The following is a 24,673-nucleotide window of genomic DNA, read 5'->3' on the forward strand; positions in this document are numbered from 1 at the left end:
CTGTGTTGTTCCTGTGTTATTCGGTTGGGCATTAACCCGGCTCAGGGGAGATCAGCAGGCTTGCCGGCGGGCCCAGATAGCTGGGTTGTAAACCGCCGGTATCGATCAGCAGCTTTTGCAGCACCACCGCCGGGTCAAGCAGATAAATACGCAGCCGATGCGCGCCTGGCTGCACTACCTGCAGTGGGGTTTTAATAGTGCGCACGCCATCCAGCACCGCCTGCTGCCAGGCTTGCTCACTGTGATCGGGTAAGGTGTCGACAATGTGCGGCGGGCCATTGTTTAACGCCACAGCAATACGCAGCTGACGGCCGGGTATTAACTGTAGTGTTGGTGCCACTATGCTGTGTAGGGTGAAATTGCCGCTGCTGTGGAAATACAACGGATACTCCAGATAAGGCGCCTGGCTTAGATCACTGAGCTGATAATCCGCTTGCGTCATCGCCACCATAGCCGGACCGGTGCGGCCGAGACCGTCCACTTTTTGCCACCAGGCCTTGCTGCTGTTATCGCCCACCGTTGCACTGGCCGCTTCCACGGCAATATAGCCATCGGCTTCGACAAAACCGGTTGTTGCTGTGCTGGCCGGTTTAAACGCCGACACCTGCACTTTCGCACCGCCCCAACCGGTACCCTGAACATGTACTTCGGCCTGATTTAGTCCGGTTTGGGCTTTGCTCCAGTCAATAGAAACGGCAATGTTTTGCTCAACAGTAATTTTGCCGCTGCTGTGGCTTAGTTGTATCCAATCGGCTGAGGCCTTAGCGCTGAACTCAAATGGCATTGTGCCTTTATTAAACACTTCAATTTGGCGCTGTAGCTGGCCGTGCGGGTAAAAGGTGTCCAGCACCAATTGCTGGCCGGCGTATTCACTTATCGGCCACGACTGCGCTGAGCCTTCAGCCGCTACGCCCATATCGGCCACCGGCATCGGGCTGGCTAGTGATACCACCGGCATTAAATTGGCCGGCGGGTTACGCCAGTACGTAAAGCCAATATGTGGCTGCGACATCATATGGTTCCAGCGGCCGTCGCCGAGGCTGTGGTATTGCTCTGTCAGGCGGGCATCTTCGGCAAACCAGAATTTTACCTGCTCTGCCTGGTGGTTGGTGCTGGCGCGGCCTTGCTCGCCATGCAGCCGGTTTAGCGCCACAGCACGGTTAAGCTCGAACACGGCGCGGCTGGCTTTTAACGGGTGTGCGACCAGCTGAATATAAGCATCCTGCAGCGCAGGGCCTAATTGCTGTTGTACGCTGTCTGATGTTTGCACCAGTTGTGTTAACTCTGCGCTTACCCGCTGCGCTTCGCTGTAATGAAAAATGCTGTAGGTGCCGGGCTCCACTGCCTCGGGTTTGCGCCGGCCGTTATGCCTGGTATAGCCCTGCAGCAATTGCGCGATAGTGGCGGCATGTGCCGGGCCAAATTGCTGGCTGGCCCAGTCGGTAGCAAATTGCTGTAAGTTATCCGCGTTAAAGGCTTCGGGGTTCCACGCCATGCGTAAGAAAAAGTCGATGGGAAACTCCATCGGTTTTAAATCGCCGACATTAACTATCCAGATGCGGTCGGCCTGATATTGCCGGGCCAAAGCCATTTGCTGCCAGATTTTTGCCAGCGGTACCGTGTTGAGCCAGCGGTAAGAGCGCGGTGCACCAACATAGTCAAAGTGGTAGTACACGCCGGCGCCGCCGCTGCGGTGGCGCTCTTCTGCTGCAGGCAGGCGGCGGATATTGCCAAAGTTGTCATCGGCCCACAGCAGGGTAACATCGTCCGGCACCCGCATGCCGCGCTCGTAAAAGCCCTGCACTTCTTTATATAGCGCCCATACCTGCGGTACGCTTTCAATTGGCTGTTCAGTGAAGGTGTCACGCAAAATCTGCCGTTGGTCGGCAACGATTTGCTGCAGCAGCTCAATATTGTCGCCTTCGCTCATTGGTTCATCTTCCTGGCCGCGCATGCCCAGGGTAAAGATGCTTTCCAGTTTTTTATGCCGCTGTGCGCCCTGCTGCCAGAACTTGTAGATATTGGCGCGGTTGGTGGAATATTCCCACGGGCCCTCGCCGTAGCGGTTCCATTCTTTGTCAGCACGCAGCATAGGTTCGTGGTGGCTGTTGCTCATCACTATGCCCATTTCATCGGCCAGCACGGCATTTTGCCAGTCGTCGTCGGCAAAGGCATTGTTCCACATTGCCGGCCAGAGAAAATTGGCTTTTAGCCGCTGCAGTAGCTCAAACACATGCAGGTAAAATTTGCTGTTATAGCCGCCAAATTTTTCGTTGCTCCAGTTGGTCAGCGCCGGGTACTCGTCATTGAGAAAAATGCCGCGATACTTCACCTTGGGCGCATCGTTAAAGGCGGTGCCGGCTTTAATATACAGCTGTGGCTGCTTTTTCGGCGGCACATCGGCCCACCAGTGCCAGGGCGAAACACCGATAGTTTCGGCCAGATCATAAATGCCGTAGATGGTGCCGCGCTTGTCACTGCCGGCTATCACCAGTGCCTGTTCGACACCGGGTAGTGGCTGCGATATTAACTGAATTTGAAAGGCATCCCACTTGCCGGCAATAGCGCTGACATCCAGCTTGCCGCTGCTAACCAGTTGATCCAGTAACGCACTTTTACCCAGGCTGCCGATAATCAGCAGCTGTTTCGCCCGGCCACTATGGCGGATGCTGAGTTGCTTATCGCTGACACGTTGAATATCGCGCTGCAGGCTGTTTACCGCCCGCAATACGCCTTTGTGATCCTGCTCATCGACCATGATCAGCGCCTGACTATGCCGGTCAACCAGAGCAAAGTCGGCGTTGCCGGGCGTTGCCGCCAGATAATTGCCGGGCAGAGCGGCGACGCTGTAGCTCAGTAGCAGCGCCGCAAACAGGGCAAACAGTCTCATTGCTTTGCCTCAGTATCCAGCCGGCTGTGCAGCCCCAGCATAGTACCGACGAAGCCACCGGCGACTTGGGTGCTGAGCAGCATGGCATCCAGCTCTGTTGCCAGCGGCTGCCAGGCGTTATCTGCTGTGGCAAAGTAAAAGCTGATACTGCCGGCACTGCCGCTGATTTTTAGCTGCACGCTGTCAGCTGCTGATGGCAGTGACAAGCTGACGATTTGTTGTGGCGCACTACCGTTAGCCTGCTCTAAAAACACTTCAGCACCTGCGCTGTGACGGCGCACTCCCAGATAGTAATGATGCTGCTCGTTCTGAAATGCCACTATACCGGCGGACACGTTGTTTTGCGGTATCTGCAAAGCGCTGCTGGCTGCAAAATGCGTATGTTGCTGGCGCCGGGCAATAAAGGCCGGTTGCGCCAGCGAGTCCAGCGCAACGGCTTTAGCCTGTAAGCTAAGCTGCTGGCCATTCAGGCTTAGCCAGCTCTGGTCAAAGCTGCGCAGGCTGTTCCAGTGCAGGCTCAGTGTTGTGCTGTTAAATTCATCGCGCCAGTTAAAGTTACCGGTTAACGGTTCTGCCACCGGGCTCGCTGCCAGTGCCGGGGCCGGCAAACGGTAAGGTATGGCTTCGCCGGCCGGCAAAATATGTGGCCAGCCATCTTGCCAGCTTACCGGCAGCAAAAAGGTTTCGCGGCCGGTATTAAAATAACGTTGTTGATAGGCACGGCTGGCCAGAAACACCGCCCACCAGCTGTTATCCGGTAGCTGGACAAAGTCGGCATGGCCAGCGGTGGTGATCGGGTCTGGCCGCTCCGGCGCCAGGTCACGCTGGGTTAAAATCGGGTTGCCGCTGTAGGGCACAAAAGGCTCGCTCAGGCTGCGGCTGCGGCTGCGGAATATTACCGCTGAATGCTGGTCAGCGGTGCCGCCTTCGGCACAGAGCAAATAGTACCAGCCGTCGTGCTTATACAGATGTGGTGCTTCTATCCAAATAGGTTTAGTGCTTAAATCTACGCCGCCGTTAACCAGCAGTTGCTGCGAATCCGGCACAATTTTCTGGCGCACCGGGTCGTACTGCCATAGCCAGATGGCCTTGTGGCCTTCGTACAGTGATTCGACGGGGTCGCCATTGTGGGCAATATACACCTTGCCATCGTCATCAAAGAAAATATCCGGATCTATACCTTCTACTTCCGGCAACCAGATTGGGTCTGACCAGGGGCCGGCCGGATCGGTGGCGGTAAGAATAAAATTACCGCCGCGATCGACTACTGTAGTGATCAAATAGTAGGTGCCATTATGGTAGCGCAGGGTGGGGGCAAAAATACCGCGTGACACCTGTAAGTCATGCATCTGCAATTGTGACTCGCGCGTTAGCGCATAACCCAATATTTGCCAGTTCACCAGGTCGCGGCTGTGCAGTATCGGCAAGCCGGGGGTATAGGTAAAAGACGACACTGTCATATAGTAATCATCGCCGTTGCGGGTAATGCTGGGGTCGGGGAAAAAGCCGGCCAGTACCGGGTTCTGATATTGCCCCTGCGGCACAGGGCCGGCGAATACCGGGTCCAGCCCCTGATAGTCAAACCAGTCAAACCGGGCCTCCGCTACCGTTGCAGCTGTATCAGCCGCAGTGGTTTGCTGCACGGCCTGCTGAGCTGGCTGACAGGCGCTGAGACAACATAACAAACTAAGCCGTAACAGCGTGTTCTGTAGGGTGTTTTGCATCAGATATCACTCCCGGTGTCCGGGCCGGCATGGTGCCGGCTTGATAAAGGTTAGTGACATTAAATGGAAAAAGGCCATTGTCATCAATGGCCTTGCTGTTACGAAAATACGTCAGTGCTGTGCGTTTTTTAAAACCGCAGCGGCTTAGCGCCTTAGTCGTTTACTGCTACATCGTTGGCAACGCCGGTGTGGCCGCAGCGGTAATCTTTTGGTGTCTGGCCAAAGTGGCGCTGAAACACCGCGTACATATATTGCAGTGAAGGATAACCGCACAGTTTGGCAATTTCAGCCGGATTCACTTCAGTCTCTTTTAGCATCTTACAAGCTTTATTCAGCTTCTGGTTATGCAGCTCGGTGTGAATAGAGTGGCCACGTTCAGCCCGAAAGCGTTGCTCGAGATTTGAGCGTGATATACCGACAAAATCGGTTACCTGCTCAACTTTGGCACCGCGGGTGGCATGGCGGCGAATATAGTGCATGGCCTGAATGACGTGGGGGTCGCGCAGGGCTTTAAAGTCGGTTGACTGGCGCGATGCCACGCCGGCCGGTGCCACCAGAATGCGTTTGTTGCCAACATCAATATTATTCAGCTGCATATGCAGCAGTTTGGCAGCCTTGTAACCCATTTCAAAGCAGCCCTGGGTGACCGAGCTTAAACTGATGCGGCTTAAGTAGCGGGCGATATCGTCATCATCAATGCCGATAATAGCGATATTGTCCGGCACGATAATGCCGACATGCTCACAGGCCTGCAGCAGGTGGCGGGCGCGTGAGTCGGTAACGGCAATAATGCCAATAGGTTTGGGCAGGCCCTGGATCCAGTCGGTCAGGCGGTTCATGGCGTATTGCCAGGTTTCCGGCCGGGTGCAATGGCCCTGATAAACATGGCAGTCATAACCATCCTGTGCCGTTAGCTTACGGATGGCGTTTTCGCGCTCGCGCGCCCAGCGGTGTTGTTCGTCTGTCGGCACGCTATAAAAGGCAAAACGGTCCAGGCCTTTACGTTTTAAATGCTCATAAGCGCTTTGTACCAGGGCGTAATTATCGGTAGCGACATAGGGCACTTCCGGGTAATCGGCGGCATCGCTGTAAGAGCCGCCTACCGCCACAACCGGTTTGTCCGAGTCTGCCAGCGCGCGCTGAATATTCATATCGTCAAAATCAGCAATAATGCCGTCACCACCCCATTCATGAATGTGTTCGAGTCGGCAGGAGAAGTCTTCCTCCAGATACAGATCCCAGTCTACTTTGGAAGATTGTAAATAATGACCAATGCCTTCTATTACTTGCCGGTCATATACTTTATTTGCATTAAACAACAACGTAATGCTGTGTTTTGCCTTAAACATATCCCCATCCTGTTAATTATCTTATTTTATTTATTATTTGTTGTAATACACCTGTACAAGAATAGTGCAGGTCTGCTCAATATTAGACCAGTAGTTAACTGCGTCCAACGAAAAATCATAATTCTGCGCCGCGTTACGAATTTTCGTAATTGCTGCTGTTAGCTTGCTCAACAAAGATTGCCTGATAGCAGATAACGGCAGAGCAGGTGTAACAGATGTATATAGGTATTGATTTAGGTACGTCCGGCATTAAGGTTATTTTACTGGCGGGTGATGGCACTGTTAGCGACAGTGCCAGCGCAGAACTTAGTGTAAGCCGGCCTTATCCGCTGTGGTCTGAGCAAGAGCCGGTGCACTGGTGGCAGGCATTGCAGCAGTGTATGCAGCAACTGAGTAACCGGCAAAGCCTGGCCGGGGTAAAAGCCATAGGTTTGGCCGGCCAGATGCACGGTGCCACCCTGCTTGACAGCGCTAACCAAATCATCCGCCCGGCGATACTGTGGAACGATGGCCGCGCTTTTGCCCAGTGCCGGCAACTGGAGCAAAAAGTGCCGCAGTTGCAGCAGCTAACCGGTAATCTGGCGATGCCGGGTTTTACTGCACCAAAATTGCTCTGGCTGCGCCAACATGAGCCAGAGCAGTTCGGCCGTGTCGCCAAAGTATTGCTGCCCAAAGACTATTTGCGCTTTTGTTTAAGCGGTGATTTTGCCAGTGATATGTCGGATGCGGCCGGTACCTTATGGCTGGATATGGCCAAACGTGACTGGAGCGATGAGTTACTCAGTGCCTGTGGCCTGAGCCGCAGCCAGATGCCGCAGTTGTACGAAGGTAACCAGATCACCGGTATTCTGCTGCCACAGCTGGCGCAGCGCTGGGGTATGGCAGCAGTACCGCTGGTAGCCGGTGGTGGCGATAACGCCGCCGGTGCTGTCGGTGCCGGTATTGTCAGCCCGGGCCAGGCGATGTTATCGCTGGGTACCTCAGGCGTGTATTTTGCCGTTAGTGACGGTTTTAAAGCTAATCCACAATCGGCAGTACACAGCTTTTGTCATGCCTTGCCAGGCAGCTGGCACCTGATGGCGGTAACGCTAAGCGCCGCCAGCTGCCTGCAGTGGTATGCCGATAATGTGGCACAGGCGCCGGTGGCCAGCTTGCTGGCAGAACTGGAACAAGCCAGTGTGAATATCAGCCAGGCACCGCTGTTTCTGCCGTATTTATCCGGCGAGCGTACACCGCATAATAACCCTAATGCCAAAGGTGTATGGTTTGGTTTAAGCCACGCTACCGATCGCCGGCTGCTGACTTACTCGGTGCTGGAAGGTGTTAGCTTTGCACTAGCGCAAGGCGCGGAAGCCCTGCATAGCAGTGGCTTGCAACCGACCGACATTAACCTGATTGGCGGCGGCGCCCGCAGCTCTTATTGGCGCCAGCTACTGGCTGATGTATTGCAATTGCCGCTAAGCTTTCGCGAAGGCGGCGAAGTCGGGCCGGCGTTAGGTGCAGCCAGGCTGGCGCAACTGGCTATGGAGCCATCTGCTACGCTGGAGAGTGTGTGCCCGCAACCGCCGTTAGTTAGCCGGCACCTGCCGGACACTCAGCGCCATGCTGCGCTGGCCATGCGTTACAGCAAGTTTACCGCTTTGTATCAGGCACTGCAGGCGCATTTCTGAGCACGGCTGTGGCTACTGACGAAAAGCACAAGCTGGCTCTGAAAAAACATAATTGTGCTCTGCCGCGGCTATAGCCAACATTAGCAAAGTAGTATTTAGGGCAAAATCAAGGAGAGCAGTGTGGCTCAGTATTTCGATCAGTTAGATAAAATCGCCTACGAAGGTGCCGACAGCAGCAACCCACTGGCGTTTAAACATTATAATGCCAGTGAAAAAATCCTCGGTAAAACCATGGCCGAGCATTTACGTATGGCGGCCTGTTACTGGCATAACTTCTGCTGGAACGGCCAGGACGTTTTCGGCCAACCTACTTTTAACCGGCCCTGGCTGGCCGGCGGTGACGCCATGCAGCAGGCAAAACATAAAGCCGGTGTGGCCTTTGAATTCTTTAGCAAATTAACCATTCCGTATTACTGCTTTCATGATACCGACGTAGCGCCCGAAGGCAGCGGCATTAAAGATTACATCAACAACTTCGCTGCTATGGTGGATGTGCTGGAGCAAAAGCAGGCTGAAACCGGCGTTAAGCTGTTGTGGGGCACCGCTAACTTATTCAGTAACCCGCGCTATGCTGCCGGTGCGGCTTCAAACCCGGACCCGCAGGTATTCAGCTATGGCGCTACCCAGGTGTTTCATGCGATGAACGCCACCAAACGTCTCGGTGGCGAAAACTACGTGCTGTGGGGCGGCCGCGAAGGCTACGAAACCCTGTTAAACACCGATCTGCGTCAGGAGCGCGCCCAACTGGGCCGCTTTATGCAAATGGTGGTAGAGCATAAACATAAAATCGGTTTTAAAGGCAGCTTATTAATCGAGCCCAAACCGCAAGAGCCGACCAAGCACCAGTACGATTACGACTCCGCCACCGTATACGGCTTTTTAAAGCAGTACGGCCTGGAAAAAGAGTTTCGGGTTAATATCGAAGCCAACCACGCTACTTTGGCCGGTCATTCGTTTCACCACGAAATCGCTACCGCTATTTCGCTGGGTATTTTCGGCAGTATCGACGCCAACCGCGGTGATGCGCAAAACGGCTGGGATACCGACCAGTTCCCGAACAATGTTGAAGAACTAAGCCTGGTGATGTACGAAATTCTCAAATCCGGTGGTTTCTCAACCGGTGGCTTTAATTTCGATACCAAGCTGCGCCGCCAGAGTCTCGACCGTTACGATTTGTTCCACGGCCATATCGGCGGTATGGATCACCTGGCCATGGCACTAAAACGCGCTGCTGCACTGATAGAGAAAGACTTTCTCAGCGCCGCCGTGGCCAAACGTTACGCCGGCTGGAGCGATAGCCTGGGCAAAGCCATTCAGAGCGGTGAACACACGCTGCAATCTTTGGCAGAGCTGACAGTACGCGACCAGCTTGATCCGCAACCGGTCAGCGGCCGCCAGGAACTGCTGGAAAACCAACTGAATATGGTGCTGTACCGCTAAACGTTTTTAACTCCCGTAGTCCTGTGTGTTGCCCGGCTTGCCGGGCTTTTTTCTGTCTAAACGGTGAGAATGTATATCAACCCCAATATTCACTGCCCTTTTGATTCAGTTGTAACACCATGCTCCGGTAGCGTTCAAAAGCACTTGCTGGTTGAAGATTTTCTATTTCAGCTACGCAAATTCTTACAACAGCCCAGATTTTCTCGTAAATCTTTTGCTTGTCCTCGCGATGATCGATGCGCTCCACGATGCCGGGAGCTATAGCATAATATTCCTCAATTAACGCCGGACCGTTTTCCATACTCAGCATGTAACTATCGCGAAAATTACGCAATACCATGAGCTCGTGGCAATCATCGTTTAAGCCGGCAAACCCGACGCAAGCTGAGGTTAAAAAGCATCCACCTTCATTTTTTTTCTGCTCTTTTTTTAATCTGACAGCGTCAGACTTTTTCTTCGCTTCAGCAATCAACTTATCCACTTCGTCTATTGAAGTCGTCTGACCCCAACGAACCAACCAGGTATTATTAAACTCGTATTCACCTACCGCATTCTGGGTCGAAATCTTGAAGGCAATGAATTTGCCTCTACGATAAGCTGTCACTTCTTCACTGGCTGGCTTCACTAGCGGATAGCGATCCAATATGGCTTGCTCGTCACCTGTCATGTCGACATCAAGAAAATCTACCTCGCTTTTAATACTCTCCTCTCTGCATTCATGCGGGGCTTTTATGTCTTTTACCACCATGCCCATAATGGTTGAATGAATAGGTTCTTTACGGTGTTTCCCGTTAAAAATCACCAATATTTTTACAGAAAAGGTTTCATCAACCGCGGTTTGTTTTATCCATGCGTTCAGTTCGTTAGCAGCATCTATGGTTCGTGGAACGTCCCCTTCAGAATGTATCACTGCACTTCCTACTAAGGTCTGCTTGTCTTGCACCTTCTGATAAATATTCACTTTGGCAGCGGCGCAGCCAGCCAAACTCGGAACAAGCACTGCTTCGGTCACCTCCGGTAGCACGACTTGACAGACTCCACCTCCACCGCCGGGTACCCGATGAGGATCATCCGGGTCCCCTTTCTTATGTTGGATAACATGCATACCCGCTTTGGAGTGCCGTGGGCTGGTATCGAACTGGGCAGTTTCAAATTCACTTCTGAGCGATTCTTTGCCTTCCATGCTCTGCAAGGCTTCGGGTTTATTTGCAGAGGTTTGTGTAGTGTTATTCAAACGTTGTTGCGCAGCGCTACTTGCCACCAGTTGTGCAGTTTTTTGCAATTTTTGTTGCTGCGGACTGTTAGCCATCATAGCTTTTAGCAGTGCAGTGGCTGCGGTGGACTCACGATTATCGACAAATGTTTGTGCGGTTGCCTTGGCAGGGCTTGGATGATGCTGGTGGCCTGGTTTTTCATTCTTAAGGGGGACATATGCCATTACTTATCACCATTCATATTTTATGAAGTCTCTAGCCCCGGAATGACCAGGAAGGTGCCGCTACTCTGATAACGCCGGTTAGAATGACGCACATATTTCCGTGCTGAACATTATGTTCTGGTACACCCGCTGAATGTACTCCGGAACGCCTTACCATTGCGCAACTCTATTTTTGTTAAAGTGTGGCTTAAGCTTAGACTATTTATTTTTGAGCTGACTCCAATATTTGTTGATCGACGGGGTCAGTGTCATTGATAACTCTACTGTTAACATGCCGCTACTAGGAATCAATGACACTGACCCTTTTGATTCTGTTATTCCGTTTTACGGTGAAGCATGCAGTGCATCGTTAACCAGCTGACGAATGCATTAAACCAACCGGTACTGGTCGTGTCTTTCTGGTACATGCCAAAGCCGTGACCGCCCTGCTCATAAAAGTGAAACTCCACTGGTTTCTTCGCCGCCTGCCAGCTCTCGATCAGGCCAAATTTACTGCTGGCAAAGAAGGGATCGTCTGCCGCCAGTGCGACAAATAAAGGCGGGGCATCGGCCGGTACCGCAACTGCTGTGATCGGGCCATAAATATTGCCAATAAAGGCCGGTTTGGCATCCTCGCTGGCGAGCGCAGTGGCCATCGTTAACATGGCACCGGCCGAGAAACCCAGCATACCAATACGCTCCGGATCGATTTTCCACTCAGCGGCCCGGCGCCGAATCAAGAAGAACGCTGCGCGGGAGTCTTCAAGCTGTATCGCAAGCTGAATTCTCATCTGTTCTGGCTCAAGTAACGGTGCTCTGCGCCCGGTGTTAGAGAACATCTCGTCCATTGCGCGTTTAAATGCCGCCATCTCTGAGGGTGTCTGGTGTAAACGATACTTCAGCACAAATGCCGCTATACCCTCGCTGGCAAGGGCACGGGCGACATTCCAGCCTTCGTTTTCCATGGATAGTGTGCGAAAGCCCCCGCCGGGTGCCACGATAACCGCCGCGCCACTGGCGTTTGCCGGATCAGGTAAAAAGGGTGTAAGCGTAGCCACAGTGACATTACGCACAAACCGGCTGCCATACTGCGAATGCCAGGCTTCCTGCTGCCGGGCGCCGGGCAGTGGCCCGGTGCCAAGGTCGATAGCATCAGTCTGGCCCGGAGTCGCAATCACCGTCATGCTGTCGTCCGGCTGCGCCAGCGCTTGCGCTGCAACGAAACATACTGCTATCAGTAAAATTAAGTTGAACAACTCAAGCTTTACACCCGGGCGTTTACAGCAAGGCTCACTGAGCCGGTTTTTAGTCATTTTCATAGCAAGGGTATCCTTTATCTGGCTATTTTCTAACTGAGCATTCTCTAACGGACAAGAGTTGGCTGGCGTCTGTCACTTCGTTGTCCTGACAATGGGTTTAATGCTGCCATCGGCGTTAAAATACACTCTGTCTATCGCGACTGATCTGCGGTAGTTGCCGCCGCCTGGCAGGTCGGCATTGTGGTAGGCGAGGTAGGTATTGCCGTTAAAATCAAACAACGCCGGGTGGATGGTAGTCGTGCCGGGTAAGGGTGGCATGATTATGCCGCGGTACTGCCAGGGCCCGGTGGCGGAGCTGCTGGTGGCGTAGGCGATACTCTCCGGGAAGCCGGCGGCATACAGCAAGTAATAAATACCATTATGTTTAGACACATAAGGCGCTTCTTCGAAGTTTGGCAAGCTGTCTACAGTATGGATTTGCACCTTACTGACATCACGGTTTTGCATCTTGTCGGCGGCATCCGGGGTGAAGCTTTCGTCCTTTAAGTGAATTAAATTGCTTTCCAGCTCTACCCACCATAACTGCTTGTTGCCCCAGTAAAGATAAGCGCGGCCGTCATCGTCAATAAATACCGCCGGGTCAATATTGCGCCAGCTGTGGTCTTTGTACTGTGCGGTATCTTCGAGCAAAATCATCGGCATACCGCGTGGGTCTGCAAAAGGCCCGGCAGGGTTGTCTGATACTGCTACGCCGATGGCAAAGCCAAATTCGCCGTTGGTTTGGCCGCCTTCTACTGCGGCATAAAAATAGTACTGTGCTTTACCCGTCGCATCTTTACGTTGTATGACATGGTGGGCGTAGGCGTTGCCGGTTTTGTCATTGCCGCGGGCCCAGGCAAAATCGGAGTAGCGCAGCACTGCGCCTTTATTTTGCCAGCTGAGCAGATCGCTGCTGGTCCACAGGCGATATTCGTACATACGGTAATCGTTCACCTCTAACGCTTGTTCGTCGCGGGTGCTATACAGGTAAACCGTATCATCGATAACCATCACGGCAGGATCAGCAGTGTAAATGATGTCACCAGGCTGGTGGGTTGGGTTTGCTGTGTCGTATTTAATAATGGGGTTATCAAAGCTTGACGGTGGGGCCGCTGCAGCTGAACCGGCCGCTACCGAATTTTCAGTCAAATCGGCGCTGCAACTCATTAATGCCGGCAACAACAAGCAGAACAGCTGCGCAAAGATTCTTTCAGACATTAGTATGGCTTCCTGTTTACTTAACTTTTCTCTACCTGATAACGAATATGCGCCACAAACGGTTGCTCCGGTGAGGTGTAGCGGCATGGGAAGTGGCTATGGTTCGGTGCGTCAGGGTAAAACTGAGGTTCCAGGCAAATACCCTGGCGTGGGCTAAAGGGCGCGGCCAGATAATCGCCGCTGTATACCTGCAGGCCGGGGTAGTCTGAGCTTAGCCGTAACCTGAGCTGCTGATCCGGGCTGGTCAGTATTGCCGCGGTTTGCTGCATATTGCCGCTAACCACCAGATTGTGATCCAGCTGTACCGTACCGATGGTTTTGCAGTGGCGAAAATCCAGGGCGCTGTCCTCTACCGGTAGGAGCTGCCCGGTAGGAATTTTCCCGCTGTCGGTTGGCGTGTAGTGCTCTGCATTAAGCCAGAGCTGATGTTGGTTTATCGGCTCTGCTTTGCCAGACAAATTAAAATACGGGTGCAGGGTTGGCCCGGCCAGAGTCAGCTGCACTGACCTGGCCTGAAGCGTGACATCCAGCGAGCTGTCAGCATTTAGCTGATATAGCACGCTGAACTCTGTCGGGCCGGGGTAGCCGCTGTGGCCATCAGCTAAGGTGCAGCACAGTTTTACGCTGGATGAATTGTGCTGTAGCGCTTGCCATTGCTGGCGGTGCAGGCCGTTGGCACCGCCGTGTAAATGATGCCGGCCTTCATTTTGCTGCAACTGATACTGCTGCTGGCCAAGTAGTAGTAGGCCGCCGCCGATACGGTTAGCGTAGGGGCCGACCACGGCACCCAGATAGCTGTTATCCTGCAAATATTGTTGTGGGTTGGCATAACCCAGGATCAGCTCGCGCCGGCTATTGCCAAGTGGCACTGACCAGCTTTGCATGCCGGCACCGTGCTCAAGTATTGTCAGGCGGTCGCCGCTCAGGTTGGTTAAAGTAAATTGCTGCATAGGCTTGGCTGCTCAGGCAAATAACCCAGCCTAACCTTGTAATAGCAGCGGCAGTATTGCGTTAGCTGCCGCTGCTATTACGGAATTTGCCAGGTGCCTAGCCCTGCATATCTTCCAGCTCAGTGCCTTTGGTTTCATGCACCATTTTCGCGACAAAGAACACTGAACACAGTGCGCCCAGGGTATATAAACCGTAAGCTCCGGCTAAACCTATGCCGCTTAATAACAGCGGAAAGGTCATGGTGATGAGGAAATTACTGCTCCACTGCGCCAAACCACTGACGGCCAGGCCAGAGCCACGAATTTGATTGGGGAACATCTCGCCCAGCATCACCCACATTACCGGGCCCCAGGACATATTAAAGAAGAACACATAGGCATTGGCACCAATAAGCGCCACTATACCCCAGTCGCCCAGCAGCAGCCGGCCGTTGGCGTCCTGATCGGCATTGGCAAAGGCCAGCACCATCAGGGCCAGTGTTATGGCCATACCAACCGAGCCCCATTGTAGTAGCGGCTTGCGGCCAATTTTATCGATCACCAGCAGCGTAATAACACAGGCGGCAATACTCAGGCCGCCGCTGATCACGTTAATCAGCAGCGCGTCTGACTCGGAAAAGCCCACCGCCTGCCACAGCACAGCGCCGTAATAAAACACCACATTAATACCAACTAACTGCTGGAATGTCGCCAGGCCAATGCCTACCCAGACAATGCGGCGTAATTTACCGCTTTGCTTATCCACTAAATCGCGCAGCTGAGGTTGATGATTGCCCTCCAGCGATTGCTGGATCTCGGTTAATTTACGTGTTGCGGCAACGTCGCCATATAGCCGGCTTAATACCGTTTTCGCTAACGCTGTTTTGCCCTTTAATACCAGGAAACGCGGGCTCTCCGGAATAAACAACAACATCAGTAAGAACAGCGTTGCCGGTAACAGCTCCATCCAAAACATCCAGCGCCAGGCGGCAAAGTCGAGCCATAATACAGCAGTAGAGGCGCCGGCGAATTTTGCCAGTAAATAGTTGCTGATAAAGGCAATAAACAGGCCAAAGATAATGGCAATTTGCTGCACTGTGGTCAGCATGCCGCGATAACGCGCCGGCGCCACTTCGGAGATATAGGCCGGCGCCATTACCGACGCTGCCCCCACGGCCAAACCGCCGAGGATCCGGTAAAACACAAACTCCACAGAGCTATCTGCCACGCCGGAACCCCAGGCGCTGACAACAAAAAACACTGCCGCTACCTGCAGTAAGGTGCGTCGGCCGCTAATGTCGGCCAGGCGGCCGGCAAAAAAAGCACCGAAGGCGCAGCCCAGTAACATACTGGCGACATTAAAGCCGGTGCCGGCACTTTCAGAGTTAAACGCCTGCTGCAGGCCATCGACAGTACCGTTAATCACGCCGCTGTCGTAGCCAAATAAAAAGCCGCCTAAGGTGGCGACTATGGTAATAAATAAAATAAAGCCGCGGTTATCGGCTGCTGCTGCAGTAAGCGCTGCGGTATCTGAGTTAGGCTGCAAAATAGTCACTCCTGTTGTTTTTTTAATCTGCCTGCAGCATAAAGTTTAATCGCCCGCTGTACAGTGTGCTTGCTAAAAAACATAATTCTTTCAGTACATTTCGTTAGTTCGCCGGGCTTGCTGGCGTTGTATGGTAAGGTCAGATTAGCAGCAGCAAACGATGAGTAAAAATGAGTTTAAACAGCAGACTAATGACGTTTACCCCAGCTTTGATACTGCTGCTGGGGGTTAGCCTGGCCACAGCTTGTCTGGCCGCAGCGCCTGATAACAGCGTAGCTAAGCCGGCAGCCATCACCGGCCAATACCCTAATTTGTTTGCAGCGCAGGGCATTAGCGAGCAGGCAGTGCATGACAAAATTGCGCAGGCCTTCAACCAGTTGTTTTATGGCGATGCAGTAACAGAGGCGGTGTATTTCCCAGCCGGCACTAATGCCGCCGGCGGCAAAGCCTATATTCTCGATGTGAACAATAATGATGTGCGCTCTGAGGGCATGTCGTACGGCATGATGATTGCCGTACAGCTTGATAAGCAGGCTGAGTTTAATGCGCTGTGGAACTGGGCAAAAAGCCATATGTACCATAGCGACCCGGCGCACCCGGCCTACGGCTATTTTGCCTGGTCGGTGCGCAGCGACGGCGTAGCGCTGGATGAAATGCCGGCGCCGGATGGCGAAATTTACTTTGCTACCGCGCTGTACTTTGCTGCCACACGCTGGGGCGAAGGTGAGGGTATTTATCAGTACAAGGCACAGGCCGACCAGCTGTTGCACCTTATGCGCCACCGTGAAGAGATCAGCGGCACTACGCAGCGCGGCAGCCAAACCGGCACCAATTTGTTTCATCCGCACTATGCCATGGTGCGCTTTACACCGGATCTGACCAATGCCGAGCATACTGATGCGTCTTACCATCTGCCGGGCTTTTATGAAGTCTGGGCCAGAGTAGGGCCAGAGGCCGACCGGGCGTTTTGGCAAAAAGCAGCACAGGTTAGCCGCGACTATTTCAGCAAAGCAGCGCACCCGACAACCGGCCTGACGCCGGACTATGGTAATTTTGATGGTAGCCCCTGGGCCGCAGCGTGGCGGCCGGAGTCAGCCGATTTTCGCTTTGATGCCTGGCGCAGCGCGATGAACTGGTCGTTTGACTGGAGTTGGTGGCGCGCAAATGCCACAGCGGTTGAGCTGAGTGACCGGCTGCAGGCGTTTTTTGCCAGCGAAGGGTTAACTAACTATGGCGGTCAGTACAGCCTGGAGGGTAAAAAACTCGATACTAATCAACAGGCCGGCCCAACTGCGGGCCTGGTAGCAATGAATGCGGTGGCAAGCTTAGCCGCTTCGCACCCGCGCTCGGCTGAGTTTGTCCAGGCGCTATGGCAGCAAACTATACCCACCGGCCAGTACCGCTACTACGATGGCATGCTGTACTTGCTGGGGTTGTTACATGTTAGCGGTCAGTTTCAGGCCTGGCTGCCAGCGCAGCAGCCGGAGTAACAGCAAAACGCACAAAGCAGCAGAATAACAATAATCAACAGGTAGACGCAGATGCAAACAGTTACATCAGTGGCGACAGAAAAACTCAGTGTCACGGAAAAAATTGGCTATAGCCTTGGCGATCTGGCAGCGAATCTGATTTTTCAGACGCTGATGACCTTTCTGGCATTTTTTTATACCGATGTGTATCAGATCGCGCCCGGCGCGGCTGCCGCTATTATTTTCAGCGGTGGTATTATCGGCGCCTGCTTTAACCCGGTAATGGGTATTATTGCTGACCGCACGCAAAGCCGCTGGGGTAAATTCCGGCCATGGATTCTATGGACAGCGGTGCCCTTTGGCGTTATTGCTTTGCTGGCCTTTAGCACGCCGGACTTCAGTGCCAATGGCAAGATTATTTATGCCTTTATTACCTATGTGTTGCTGGTGCTGGTGTATTCGGCCAACAATTTGCCCTATTCGGCATTAAGCGGCGTGCTAACCGGTAATATGGCCGACCGCAACAGCTTGTCGGCTTACCGTTTTGTTGCCGTAATGATAGCGCAGTTTATTATTCAGGCGCTGCTGCTGCCGCTGGTACTGATCCTCGGTGACGGCGATAAAGCTGTCGGGTTTGAAAAAACCATGCTGCTATTTGCCATTACCGGCATAGTGTTTTTTCTGATCACCTTTATTACCACCAAAGAGCGGGTGCAGTCGCCACAGCTGCAAAAATCCAGCATCCGCCAGGATTTAACCGATTTAGCCGCTAACAAGCCCTGGGCTATTATGTTGCTGCTAACGGTACTGGTGTTTATTACGCTGGCGCTAAAAGGCGGCATGTATATTTTTTACTTTGAGCATTACCTCAGTGCGCCGCATGTTGCACAGTTTTTGCAAAATATTGGTTTTAATAGCTTTATTGCTGGCTTAAACAGCCTGCTTACCGGCATCGGCTTAAATGAATTTCTCTGGCCGAAAGATGCTGCTACGTCCGGCTTTAGCCTGTTTAATGCCGGCGGCATTATCTGCATGATTATTGGTATTGGCTTTTCCAAATCACTGGCCGACCGCTTTGGTAAGCGCGATGTGTTTGCCGTAGCACTGTTTATTTCGACCTTGTTTATTTTGCTGTTTTACCTGTTACCGCCGGATGCCATCGGCCTGGTGTTTTTAGCGCAAATTCTGCACGGCCTGTTTTACGGCATTACCATACCGCTGCTGTGGGCGATGATTGCCGACGTGGCCGACTATTCCGAGTGGAAAAACCACCGCCGCGCCACCGCTATTATTTTCTCGGCGATGATATTCGGCCTGAAACTGGGGCTGAGTATCGGCGGTGCGCTGGTGGCCGGTATTTTGGCGCACTACGGCTACGACGCCCTGCTGCCACAGCAGGCGGCCGACACCATTAACGGCATTAAATTGTCGGTCAGTTTATATGCTGCCGTGCCGTTTTTACTCGGTGTGGCTTGCATGCTGGCGTACGAAATTAATAAACATAAAGAATCGCAGATAGAGCGTGAGCTGAATCAGCGCCGCGCTGCAGTGCTACAGGGGGACTAAGCCATGTCTGATGTCGATTACAGCGCCGTAAAGGCACGCGCGTTGTCGCAGCCGCTGGTAGAGCATATTTATACCGCTGATCCGTCGGCGCATGTGTTTGACGGCCGCATTTATATTTACCCGTCGCATGATATCGAAGCCGGCATAGCCTTTAACGATAACGGCGACCACTTTGCCATGCAGGATTACCATGTGTTGTCGCTGGACGGCCCGGGTAGCAAGGCCGTCGATCATGGCGTAGCACTGCATATTAATGATGTGCCCTGGGCAGAGCGGCAAATGTGGGCACCGGATGCGGCGAAAAAAGGCGATACGTATTATTTTTACTTTCCGGCAAAAAACGCCGCCGGCCGTTTTCAACTGGGGGTGGCAACCGGCAACAGCCCAACCGGGCCGTTTAAAGCCGAACCCGAAGCCATGCAAGGCAGCTATTCTATTGATCCGGCGGTATTTGCCGACGATGACGGCAGTTACTACCTGTATTTTGGCGGTATCTGGGGCGGCCAATTACAGCAGTACCGCGACAATCAGTATGCAGCGCACTACGGCGAACCGGCCGCCACTGAGCCGGCGCTGGGGCCCAGGGTGGCTAAATTAACCGACGACATGCTGCAGTTTGCCGAAGCCCCGCGCGAAATTGTTATTCTGGACCAACACGGCAAGCCACTGTTGGCCGGCGATACCAATCGGCGTTTTTTTGAAGCTTCGTGGCTGCATAAATATCAGGGTAAGTACTATTTTTCCTACTCTACCGGCGATACACACTTTATCTGCTATGCCACCGGCGACAGCCCTTACGGCCCCTTTACGTATCAGGGGCGCATTCTGGAGCCGGTAGTCGGCTGGACCACACATCATTCGATCTGTCAGTTTAACGGCCGCTGGTATCTGTTTTACCACGACTCTGTGTTATCTGCCGGCGTAACCCATTTACGCTCGGTGAAAATGACCGAACTGCAGCATGACGACCAGGGCCGGATCCGTACCCTCAGGCCCTATCGTGACTAAACAGGAGCATTGCTATGCGTAAGCCGCTATTGCTGGTTACTGTGCTATCCGCTTACGCCGTGCTCGCCGGTGTTGCCGTTGCGGCAGGCACGCCGCCTTTGCCCTATCAAAACGCCGGCCTGAGCACCGAACAGCGGGTCGACGATTTACTGCCAAGGATGACACTGCAGGAGAAAGTGGCGCAGTTGCAAACCATATGGCAGCAGCGCCGCGGTATGGAAGGGCCGCAGCAGCAGTTTTTAGCCGATAAGGCGGCGCAGATTATTCCGCTCGGTATCGGTCATATTGGCCGGCCCAGCGAGTTTAAAACACCAGAGCAAACGGCCGAATTTAATAACGCGCTGCAGCGCTGGTTAAAGCAGCATACCCGGCTGGGTATTCCGGCACTGATGCACGAAGAAGCATTGCATGGCTATGCTGCCTTTGATGCCAGCAGCCTGCCGCAGGCAATAGCCCTGGCCAGCAGCTGGTCGCCACACATTATGCATGATGTGTATGCACTGGCCGCCCGTGAGATGCGCGCTACCGGCGCGCACTGGGCGTTAACACCCATTCTGGACATTGCCCGCGACCCGCGCTGGGGACGGATTGAAGAAACCATGGGCGAAGATCCTTATCTGATGTCGGCGCTGGGCGTGGCCGCAGTGCGCGGTTTTCAGGGTGATAGCGGCAAAGACGGCGCTTTTGCTAGCGACAAAGTAGTGGCAACGTTAAAACATCTGACCGGCCATGGCCAGCCGCAGGCCGGGTTGAATATAGCCCCGGCGCAAATTGCCCCGCGCGAGCTGCATGAAGTATTTTTGCCGCCGTTTGAAGCCGCAGTAAAACTGGCGCACGCCGGCAGTATTATGGCGTCGTACAATGAAATTGACGGCATACCATCGCATGTTAATCAGCCACTGCTGCAAGGTGTAGTGCGCGACAACTGGGGTTTTAACGGTGTGATTGTCAGCGACTATTTTGCCATTAACGAGCTGAACAGCCGCCATCACTTATACAGTACGCCGGCTGAAGCTGCCAAAGCCGCCCTGCTGGCCGGGGTGGATATGGAATTGCCTGATCCCGACACCTTTTTACACCTGACAGCCCTAGTGCAAGCCGGTCAGTTAGACGAAGCGGCGATAGACACGGCCGTGCGCCGCGTGCTGGCATTAAAGTTTCGCCTTGGTTTATTTGATAAGCCCTATGTTGATGCCAAAGCGGCGAATGCGTTAGTGGGCGCGGCCAGCGAGCGTGACTTTGCCCGTCAGGTGGCAGAACGCTCAATGGTGCTGTTAAAAAATAACGGCATCTTGCCGCTAAATGCGGATAAAATCGGTAAATTAGCGGTGATAGGCCCACACGCCGATGAAACTCTGCTTGGCGGTTACAGCAGTATTCCGCGCCAAACAGTGAGTATTTATCAGGGCTTAAAACAAAAACTGCAGGGCAAGGCTGACGTGGTATTTGCCCGCGGCACCGTGCTTACTAAACCGTTAAGCAACACTGCGACAGCACAAGACGCCAACCAGGCCTTTATTACCTCTGATATCCGCCAGCGCAGCCAGGCTGCCGGCACGTTTTCGATGCAGCGCTGGAACCATGATGCTATAGCGCTGGCCGATGACAGCGACCGTGCCGGCCTGCTGGAAGAAGCCGTGGCGCTGGCAAAAAGCGCCGATGCGGTGGTGCTGGTATTGGGCGAAAACGAAGCTTTATCGCGCGAAGCCTGGGCCGAAAGCCATTTGGGTGATCGCGCCAGCCTGCAGTTAGTGGGTAATCAGCTGCAACTGGCCAAAGCGGTACTGGCTGCCGGTAAACCTGTGGTGTTGCTACTGAGCAATGGCCGGCCGCTGGCACTGGGCGAGCTGGCGGATACGATGCCAGCCATTATCGAAACCTGGTATCTGGGGCAGGAAACCGGTGCAGCCGTAGCCAATGTGTTGTTTGGCGAGGTAAACCCATCGGCTAAATTGCCGCTAACCTTTCCGCGCAGTGCCGGCCATATACCGGTGTATTACAACCATAAGGCCTCGGCGAAACGCGGCTACCTGTTTGACGATATCAGCCCGCTCTACCCCTTTGGCCATGGCTTAAGTTACACCACATTCAATTACAGCCAGCTACAGATTGACGCCAGCCTGGCGCAGGCCAATGGTGAAGTGCAGATCAGTCTGACGCTGCAAAACAGCGGCCCGCGTGACGGTACTGAAGTGGTGCAGTTGTATATCAAGGATCCTGTCGCCAGCGTAACGCGGCCGGTGCAGCAGTTAAAGGGTTTTGCCCGGGTTGCGCTTAAACGTGGCGAGCAGGCCACCGTCAGTTTTACTTTGCCGGTTAACTTACTGGCGTTTTTTGACCAGCAGATGCGCTGGGTGGTTGAGCCTGGCGAAATACAGCTGCAACTTGGCAGTTCATCGGCGGATATCCGCCTGCAAGGCAGTTTTACTATTGATGGCGCCCTGACAGAAGTCAGTGATAACAAAGCGTATCTTAGCCGGGTCTGTGTGGCTAAAGCGAACCGGGAGGCACAATGCGACAACTTAACAAAGTAACGTTCAGGGCACAGCAAGTTTCGGTAATGATGTTGGCTACGGCCTTGTTGCTCAACGCTTGTAGCCGGCCGGCGACGGAAGCGAACCCGCAGGCCGCAGCGCAACAGGGGGCAATTATTCAGCCGGCGAACTGGCCGTTGCAGGCGTCGCCGATAGCGCGCAACGCCGCCATTGAGGCGAAGGTGAGTGCGCTGCTGGCACAAATGAGCGTGGAACAAAAAGTTGGCCAGATTATTCAGGCCGATATTGCCTCGGTGACACCACAGCAGGTACGCGATTATTACCTTGGTTCAGTGCTGAACGGCGGCAATTCAGCCCCCGGCCGCGATAACCGTGTCGGTGCGGCCGCCTGGCTGGAATTGGCTGATGCGTTCTGGCAAGCCAGTACCGACACCAGCGATGGCCGGCCTTATATCCCGGTATTTTGGGGCACAGATGCGGTGCACGGCCACAGCAACGTTAAAGGCGCGACCATCTTTGCGCACAATATCGGCCTTGGCGCCATGCATGAGCCAGAGCTACTGCAGGCAATTGGCCGAGCCACTGCCGTTGAAATGCAGGTAACCGGACTGGACTGGACCTTTGCGCCCACTATAGCGGTAGCGCGCGATGACCGTTGGGGCCGTACCTATGAGTCGTACAGTGAAAATCCGGAACTGGTCGCCAGCTATGCGCCTTATATTTTGCAGGGTATTCAGGGTAAACCCGGCGCGGCAGACTTTTTGCGCGGCGAGCATATGCTGGCCACAGTAAAGCATTTTCTTGGTGACGGCGGCACTGTCGGCGGTAAAGATCAGGGCGACAGTATAGATAGCGAAGCGCAGCTGCGCGATATTCACGCCGTGCCGTATTACAGTGCGGTTAAAGCCGGCGCCCGGGTGGTAATGGCATCTTACAACAGCTGGCATGGCAGCAAAATGCATGGCTTTGCGCCTATGCTAACCGATGTGTTGGTAGGTCGGATGGGCTTTGACGGCTTTGTGGTAGGTGACTGGAACGGCCATGGCCAGGTAGCCGGCTGTACGCCAACCGATTGCGCCGCCGCGTTGCTGGCCGGGCTGGATATGTATATGGCGCCGGATAGTTGGCAAACCCTGTATGCCAATACGCTGGCCCGGGTAAAAGCTGGCCGTATCAGCATGGCGCGGCTGGACGAAGCGGTAAGCCGTATTTTGCGCATTAAAGCCGAAATGGGCTTATTTGAGCAGGTGAAGCCGTCAGCGCGACCGCTGGCCGGCCGTTATGAATTGCTGGGCAATGCAGAGCACCGCGCACTGGCGCGTGAAGCAGCGCGTAAGTCTTTGGTACTGCTGAAAAATAATCAGCAGTTATTGCCCCTTAAGCCAAATGGCCGTGTGCTGGTGGCCGGTGATGGCGCTGACAATATCGGCAAGCAAACTGGTGGCTGGACCCTCAGCTGGCAGGGCTCGGGCAACAGTAACAGTGATTTCCCTAATGGTGAGTCCATTTACAGCGGCATTAAACAGGCGGTTGAGGCCGGTGGTGGCAGTGTTGAACTGAGTGAAAACGGCCGCTTCAGTACTCAGCCTGATGTGGCAATAGTGGTTTTTGGTGAAGAGCCTTATGCTGAGTTTATCGGTGATCGCAGCCATTTAGCCTTCGACGATAACCGGGGCCTGCAAATTCTAACGGCACTAAAAGCACAGGGCATCCCGACGATAAGCGTGTTCTTGTCGGGCCGGCCGCTGTGGGTTAACTCGGAACTGAATCAGTCAGATGCTTTTGTTGCCGCCTTTTTGCCCGGTTCAGAAGGCGGTGCAGTGGCCGATGTATTGTTTCGCGCCGCTGATGGCAGTGTGCGGCATGATTTTCAGGGCAGACTGTCGTTCTCCTGGCCGGATAACGCTACAGGTGAGCCGCTGAATGTCGGTGATGCCAACTACAATCCGCTGTTTGCCTACGGCTATGGCCTGAGCTACAGCGATAACACCACGCTGGCAGCACTGCATGAAAACGCAGGTATCAGTGCGGCGGAGATGCTGAATACCAGCCGCTATTTGTATGCCGGCAAGGCAGTAACGCCGTGGCAGCTGCAACTGCTGGATGAGGGCAAGGTTACCGTGGTCACTGATGCGACACACACCTCTGCCAATGGCGCGTTAAAGGCGCAGGCCACCGACCGCTTGCAGCAGGAAGATTCGGTGACGCTAAGCTTTATCAAACCGGGTGCGGTGGCAGTTAGCCTGGCTGACGGAGCTGTGTTGGATTTAACGCGTCAGGCCAATGGCGATATGGCGCTGGAGCTGGAATACCAGGTTTCGGCGATGGGCGCTGACAGTGCGGTTACGCTGGGTATGCAATGCGGCGATAACTGCGCCGGTATGCTGGATATCAGCGCTCAGCTGGCGCAGATGCAGGGTAAAGGCTGGCACAGCATTAAAATTGCACTGCGCTGCTTTAGTGAAGCCGACAGCAACTTTGCTATCAGCCGCGTAACCCAGCCTATGCGGCTGCAAAGCAGCGCCGGGTTGGTATTACAACTGGCCAATGTGCGGCTGGCACAAAATGAAGGTAATGCGACCTGCGGTAACTGATGCGTTTATTGTGAAGCGTTTGGTGTGGGGTGTGGCAGAAACAGCTTCACCCACACCAAC

At 53.8% G+C, this 24,673-nt stretch carries 15 protein-coding genes; 7 read left to right on the top strand and 8 right to left on the bottom strand.

The genetic code is table 11. The features are described 5' to 3' along the window. Positions 1-31 precede the first annotated feature (31 nt). From HRH59_RS04390 to HRH59_RS04400, 3 genes are all read right to left on the bottom strand, one after another. A complete protein-coding gene (locus tag HRH59_RS04390; RefSeq protein WP_173500056.1) occupies positions 32-2,890 on the bottom strand; it encodes a glycosyl hydrolase 115 family protein in 2,859 nt (952 codons plus the stop codon). Further along, positions 2,887-4,614: a glycoside hydrolase family 43 protein gene (locus HRH59_RS04395; protein WP_173500057.1), complete on the bottom strand. Its 1,728-nt coding sequence runs from the start codon at positions 4,612-4,614 to the stop codon at positions 2,887-2,889. The genes HRH59_RS04390 and HRH59_RS04395 overlap by 4 nt, the downstream gene beginning before the upstream one ends. 152 nt (positions 4,615-4,766) lie before the next feature. After that, complete coding sequence (locus HRH59_RS04400) at positions 4,767-5,963, bottom strand: XylR family transcriptional regulator (protein ID WP_173500058.1); 1,197 nt, start codon at positions 5,961-5,963, stop codon at positions 4,767-4,769. Positions 5,964-6,178: 215 nt separating this feature from the next. Here HRH59_RS04400 and xylB point away from each other — a divergent pair, with 215 nt between their 5' ends. Beyond that, complete coding sequence (gene xylB, locus HRH59_RS04405) at positions 6,179-7,633, top strand: xylulokinase (RefSeq protein WP_173500059.1); 1,455 nt, start codon at positions 6,179-6,181, stop codon at positions 7,631-7,633. A gap of 120 nt (positions 7,634-7,753) precedes the next feature. After that, positions 7,754-9,073, top strand: a complete 1,320-nt coding sequence (xylA, locus tag HRH59_RS04410; RefSeq protein WP_173500060.1) for a xylose isomerase — start codon at positions 7,754-7,756, stop codon at positions 9,071-9,073. Positions 9,074-9,149: 76 nt separating this feature from the next. Here xylA and HRH59_RS04415 read toward each other — a convergent pair whose 3' ends face one another. From HRH59_RS04415 to HRH59_RS04435, 5 genes are all read right to left on the bottom strand, one after another. After that, on the bottom strand, positions 9,150-10,511 hold the full coding sequence (locus HRH59_RS04415; RefSeq protein WP_173500061.1) for a CFI-box-CTERM domain-containing protein: 1,362 nt from the start codon (positions 10,509-10,511) through the stop codon (positions 9,150-9,152). Between the two features lie 314 nt (positions 10,512-10,825). Further along, on the bottom strand, positions 10,826-11,809 hold the full coding sequence (locus tag HRH59_RS04420) for an alpha/beta hydrolase (protein WP_218573456.1): 984 nt from the start codon (positions 11,807-11,809) through the stop codon (positions 10,826-10,828). A gap of 72 nt (positions 11,810-11,881) precedes the next feature. Beyond that, entirely contained in the window at positions 11,882-13,006 is a 1,125-nt protein-coding gene (locus tag HRH59_RS04425) for a glycoside hydrolase family 43 protein (protein WP_173500062.1), read from the bottom strand. A gap of 20 nt (positions 13,007-13,026) precedes the next feature. Further along, positions 13,027-13,956 carry an aldose epimerase family protein gene (locus HRH59_RS04430; RefSeq protein WP_173500063.1) on the bottom strand — a complete coding sequence of 310 codons (930 nt, stop codon included), beginning with the start codon at positions 13,954-13,956 and terminating at the stop codon, positions 13,027-13,029. 97 nt (positions 13,957-14,053) lie between these two features. Continuing rightward, positions 14,054-15,481, bottom strand: coding sequence for a sugar porter family MFS transporter (locus HRH59_RS04435; RefSeq protein ID WP_173500064.1), 1,428 nt, complete (start codon positions 15,479-15,481; stop codon positions 14,054-14,056). A gap of 191 nt (positions 15,482-15,672) precedes the next feature. Here HRH59_RS04435 and HRH59_RS04440 point away from each other — a divergent pair, with 191 nt between their 5' ends. Genes HRH59_RS04440 through HRH59_RS04460 form a run of 5 tightly spaced genes read left to right on the top strand, consistent with a single transcriptional unit; the run spans position 15,673 to position 24,613 of the window. Next, on the top strand, positions 15,673-16,971 hold the full coding sequence (locus HRH59_RS04440) for a glycosyl hydrolase family 8 (protein ID WP_218573457.1): 1,299 nt from the start codon (positions 15,673-15,675) through the stop codon (positions 16,969-16,971). 51 nt (positions 16,972-17,022) lie between these two features. Next, positions 17,023-18,516 (top strand): MFS transporter, encoded by a 1,494-nt coding sequence (locus HRH59_RS04445; protein ID WP_173500066.1) that lies wholly within the window; start codon positions 17,023-17,025, stop codon positions 18,514-18,516. Positions 18,517-18,519: 3 nt separating this feature from the next. Then, positions 18,520-19,524 carry a glycoside hydrolase family 43 protein gene (locus HRH59_RS04450; RefSeq protein WP_173500067.1) on the top strand — a complete coding sequence of 335 codons (1,005 nt, stop codon included), beginning with the start codon at positions 18,520-18,522 and terminating at the stop codon, positions 19,522-19,524. Between the two features lie 14 nt (positions 19,525-19,538). Then, positions 19,539-22,058, top strand: a complete 2,520-nt coding sequence (locus tag HRH59_RS04455; protein ID WP_173500068.1) for a glycoside hydrolase family 3 N-terminal domain-containing protein — start codon at positions 19,539-19,541, stop codon at positions 22,056-22,058. Continuing rightward, positions 22,037-24,613, top strand: a complete 2,577-nt coding sequence (locus HRH59_RS04460; RefSeq protein ID WP_173500069.1) for a glycoside hydrolase family 3 protein — start codon at positions 22,037-22,039, stop codon at positions 24,611-24,613. The genes HRH59_RS04455 and HRH59_RS04460 overlap by 22 nt, the downstream gene beginning before the upstream one ends. Positions 24,614-24,673: the final 60 nt, after the last annotated feature.

The organism is Rheinheimera lutimaris (assembly GCF_013283795.1).
Classification (GTDB): Bacteria; Pseudomonadota; Gammaproteobacteria; order Enterobacterales; family Alteromonadaceae; genus Alishewanella; species Alishewanella lutimaris.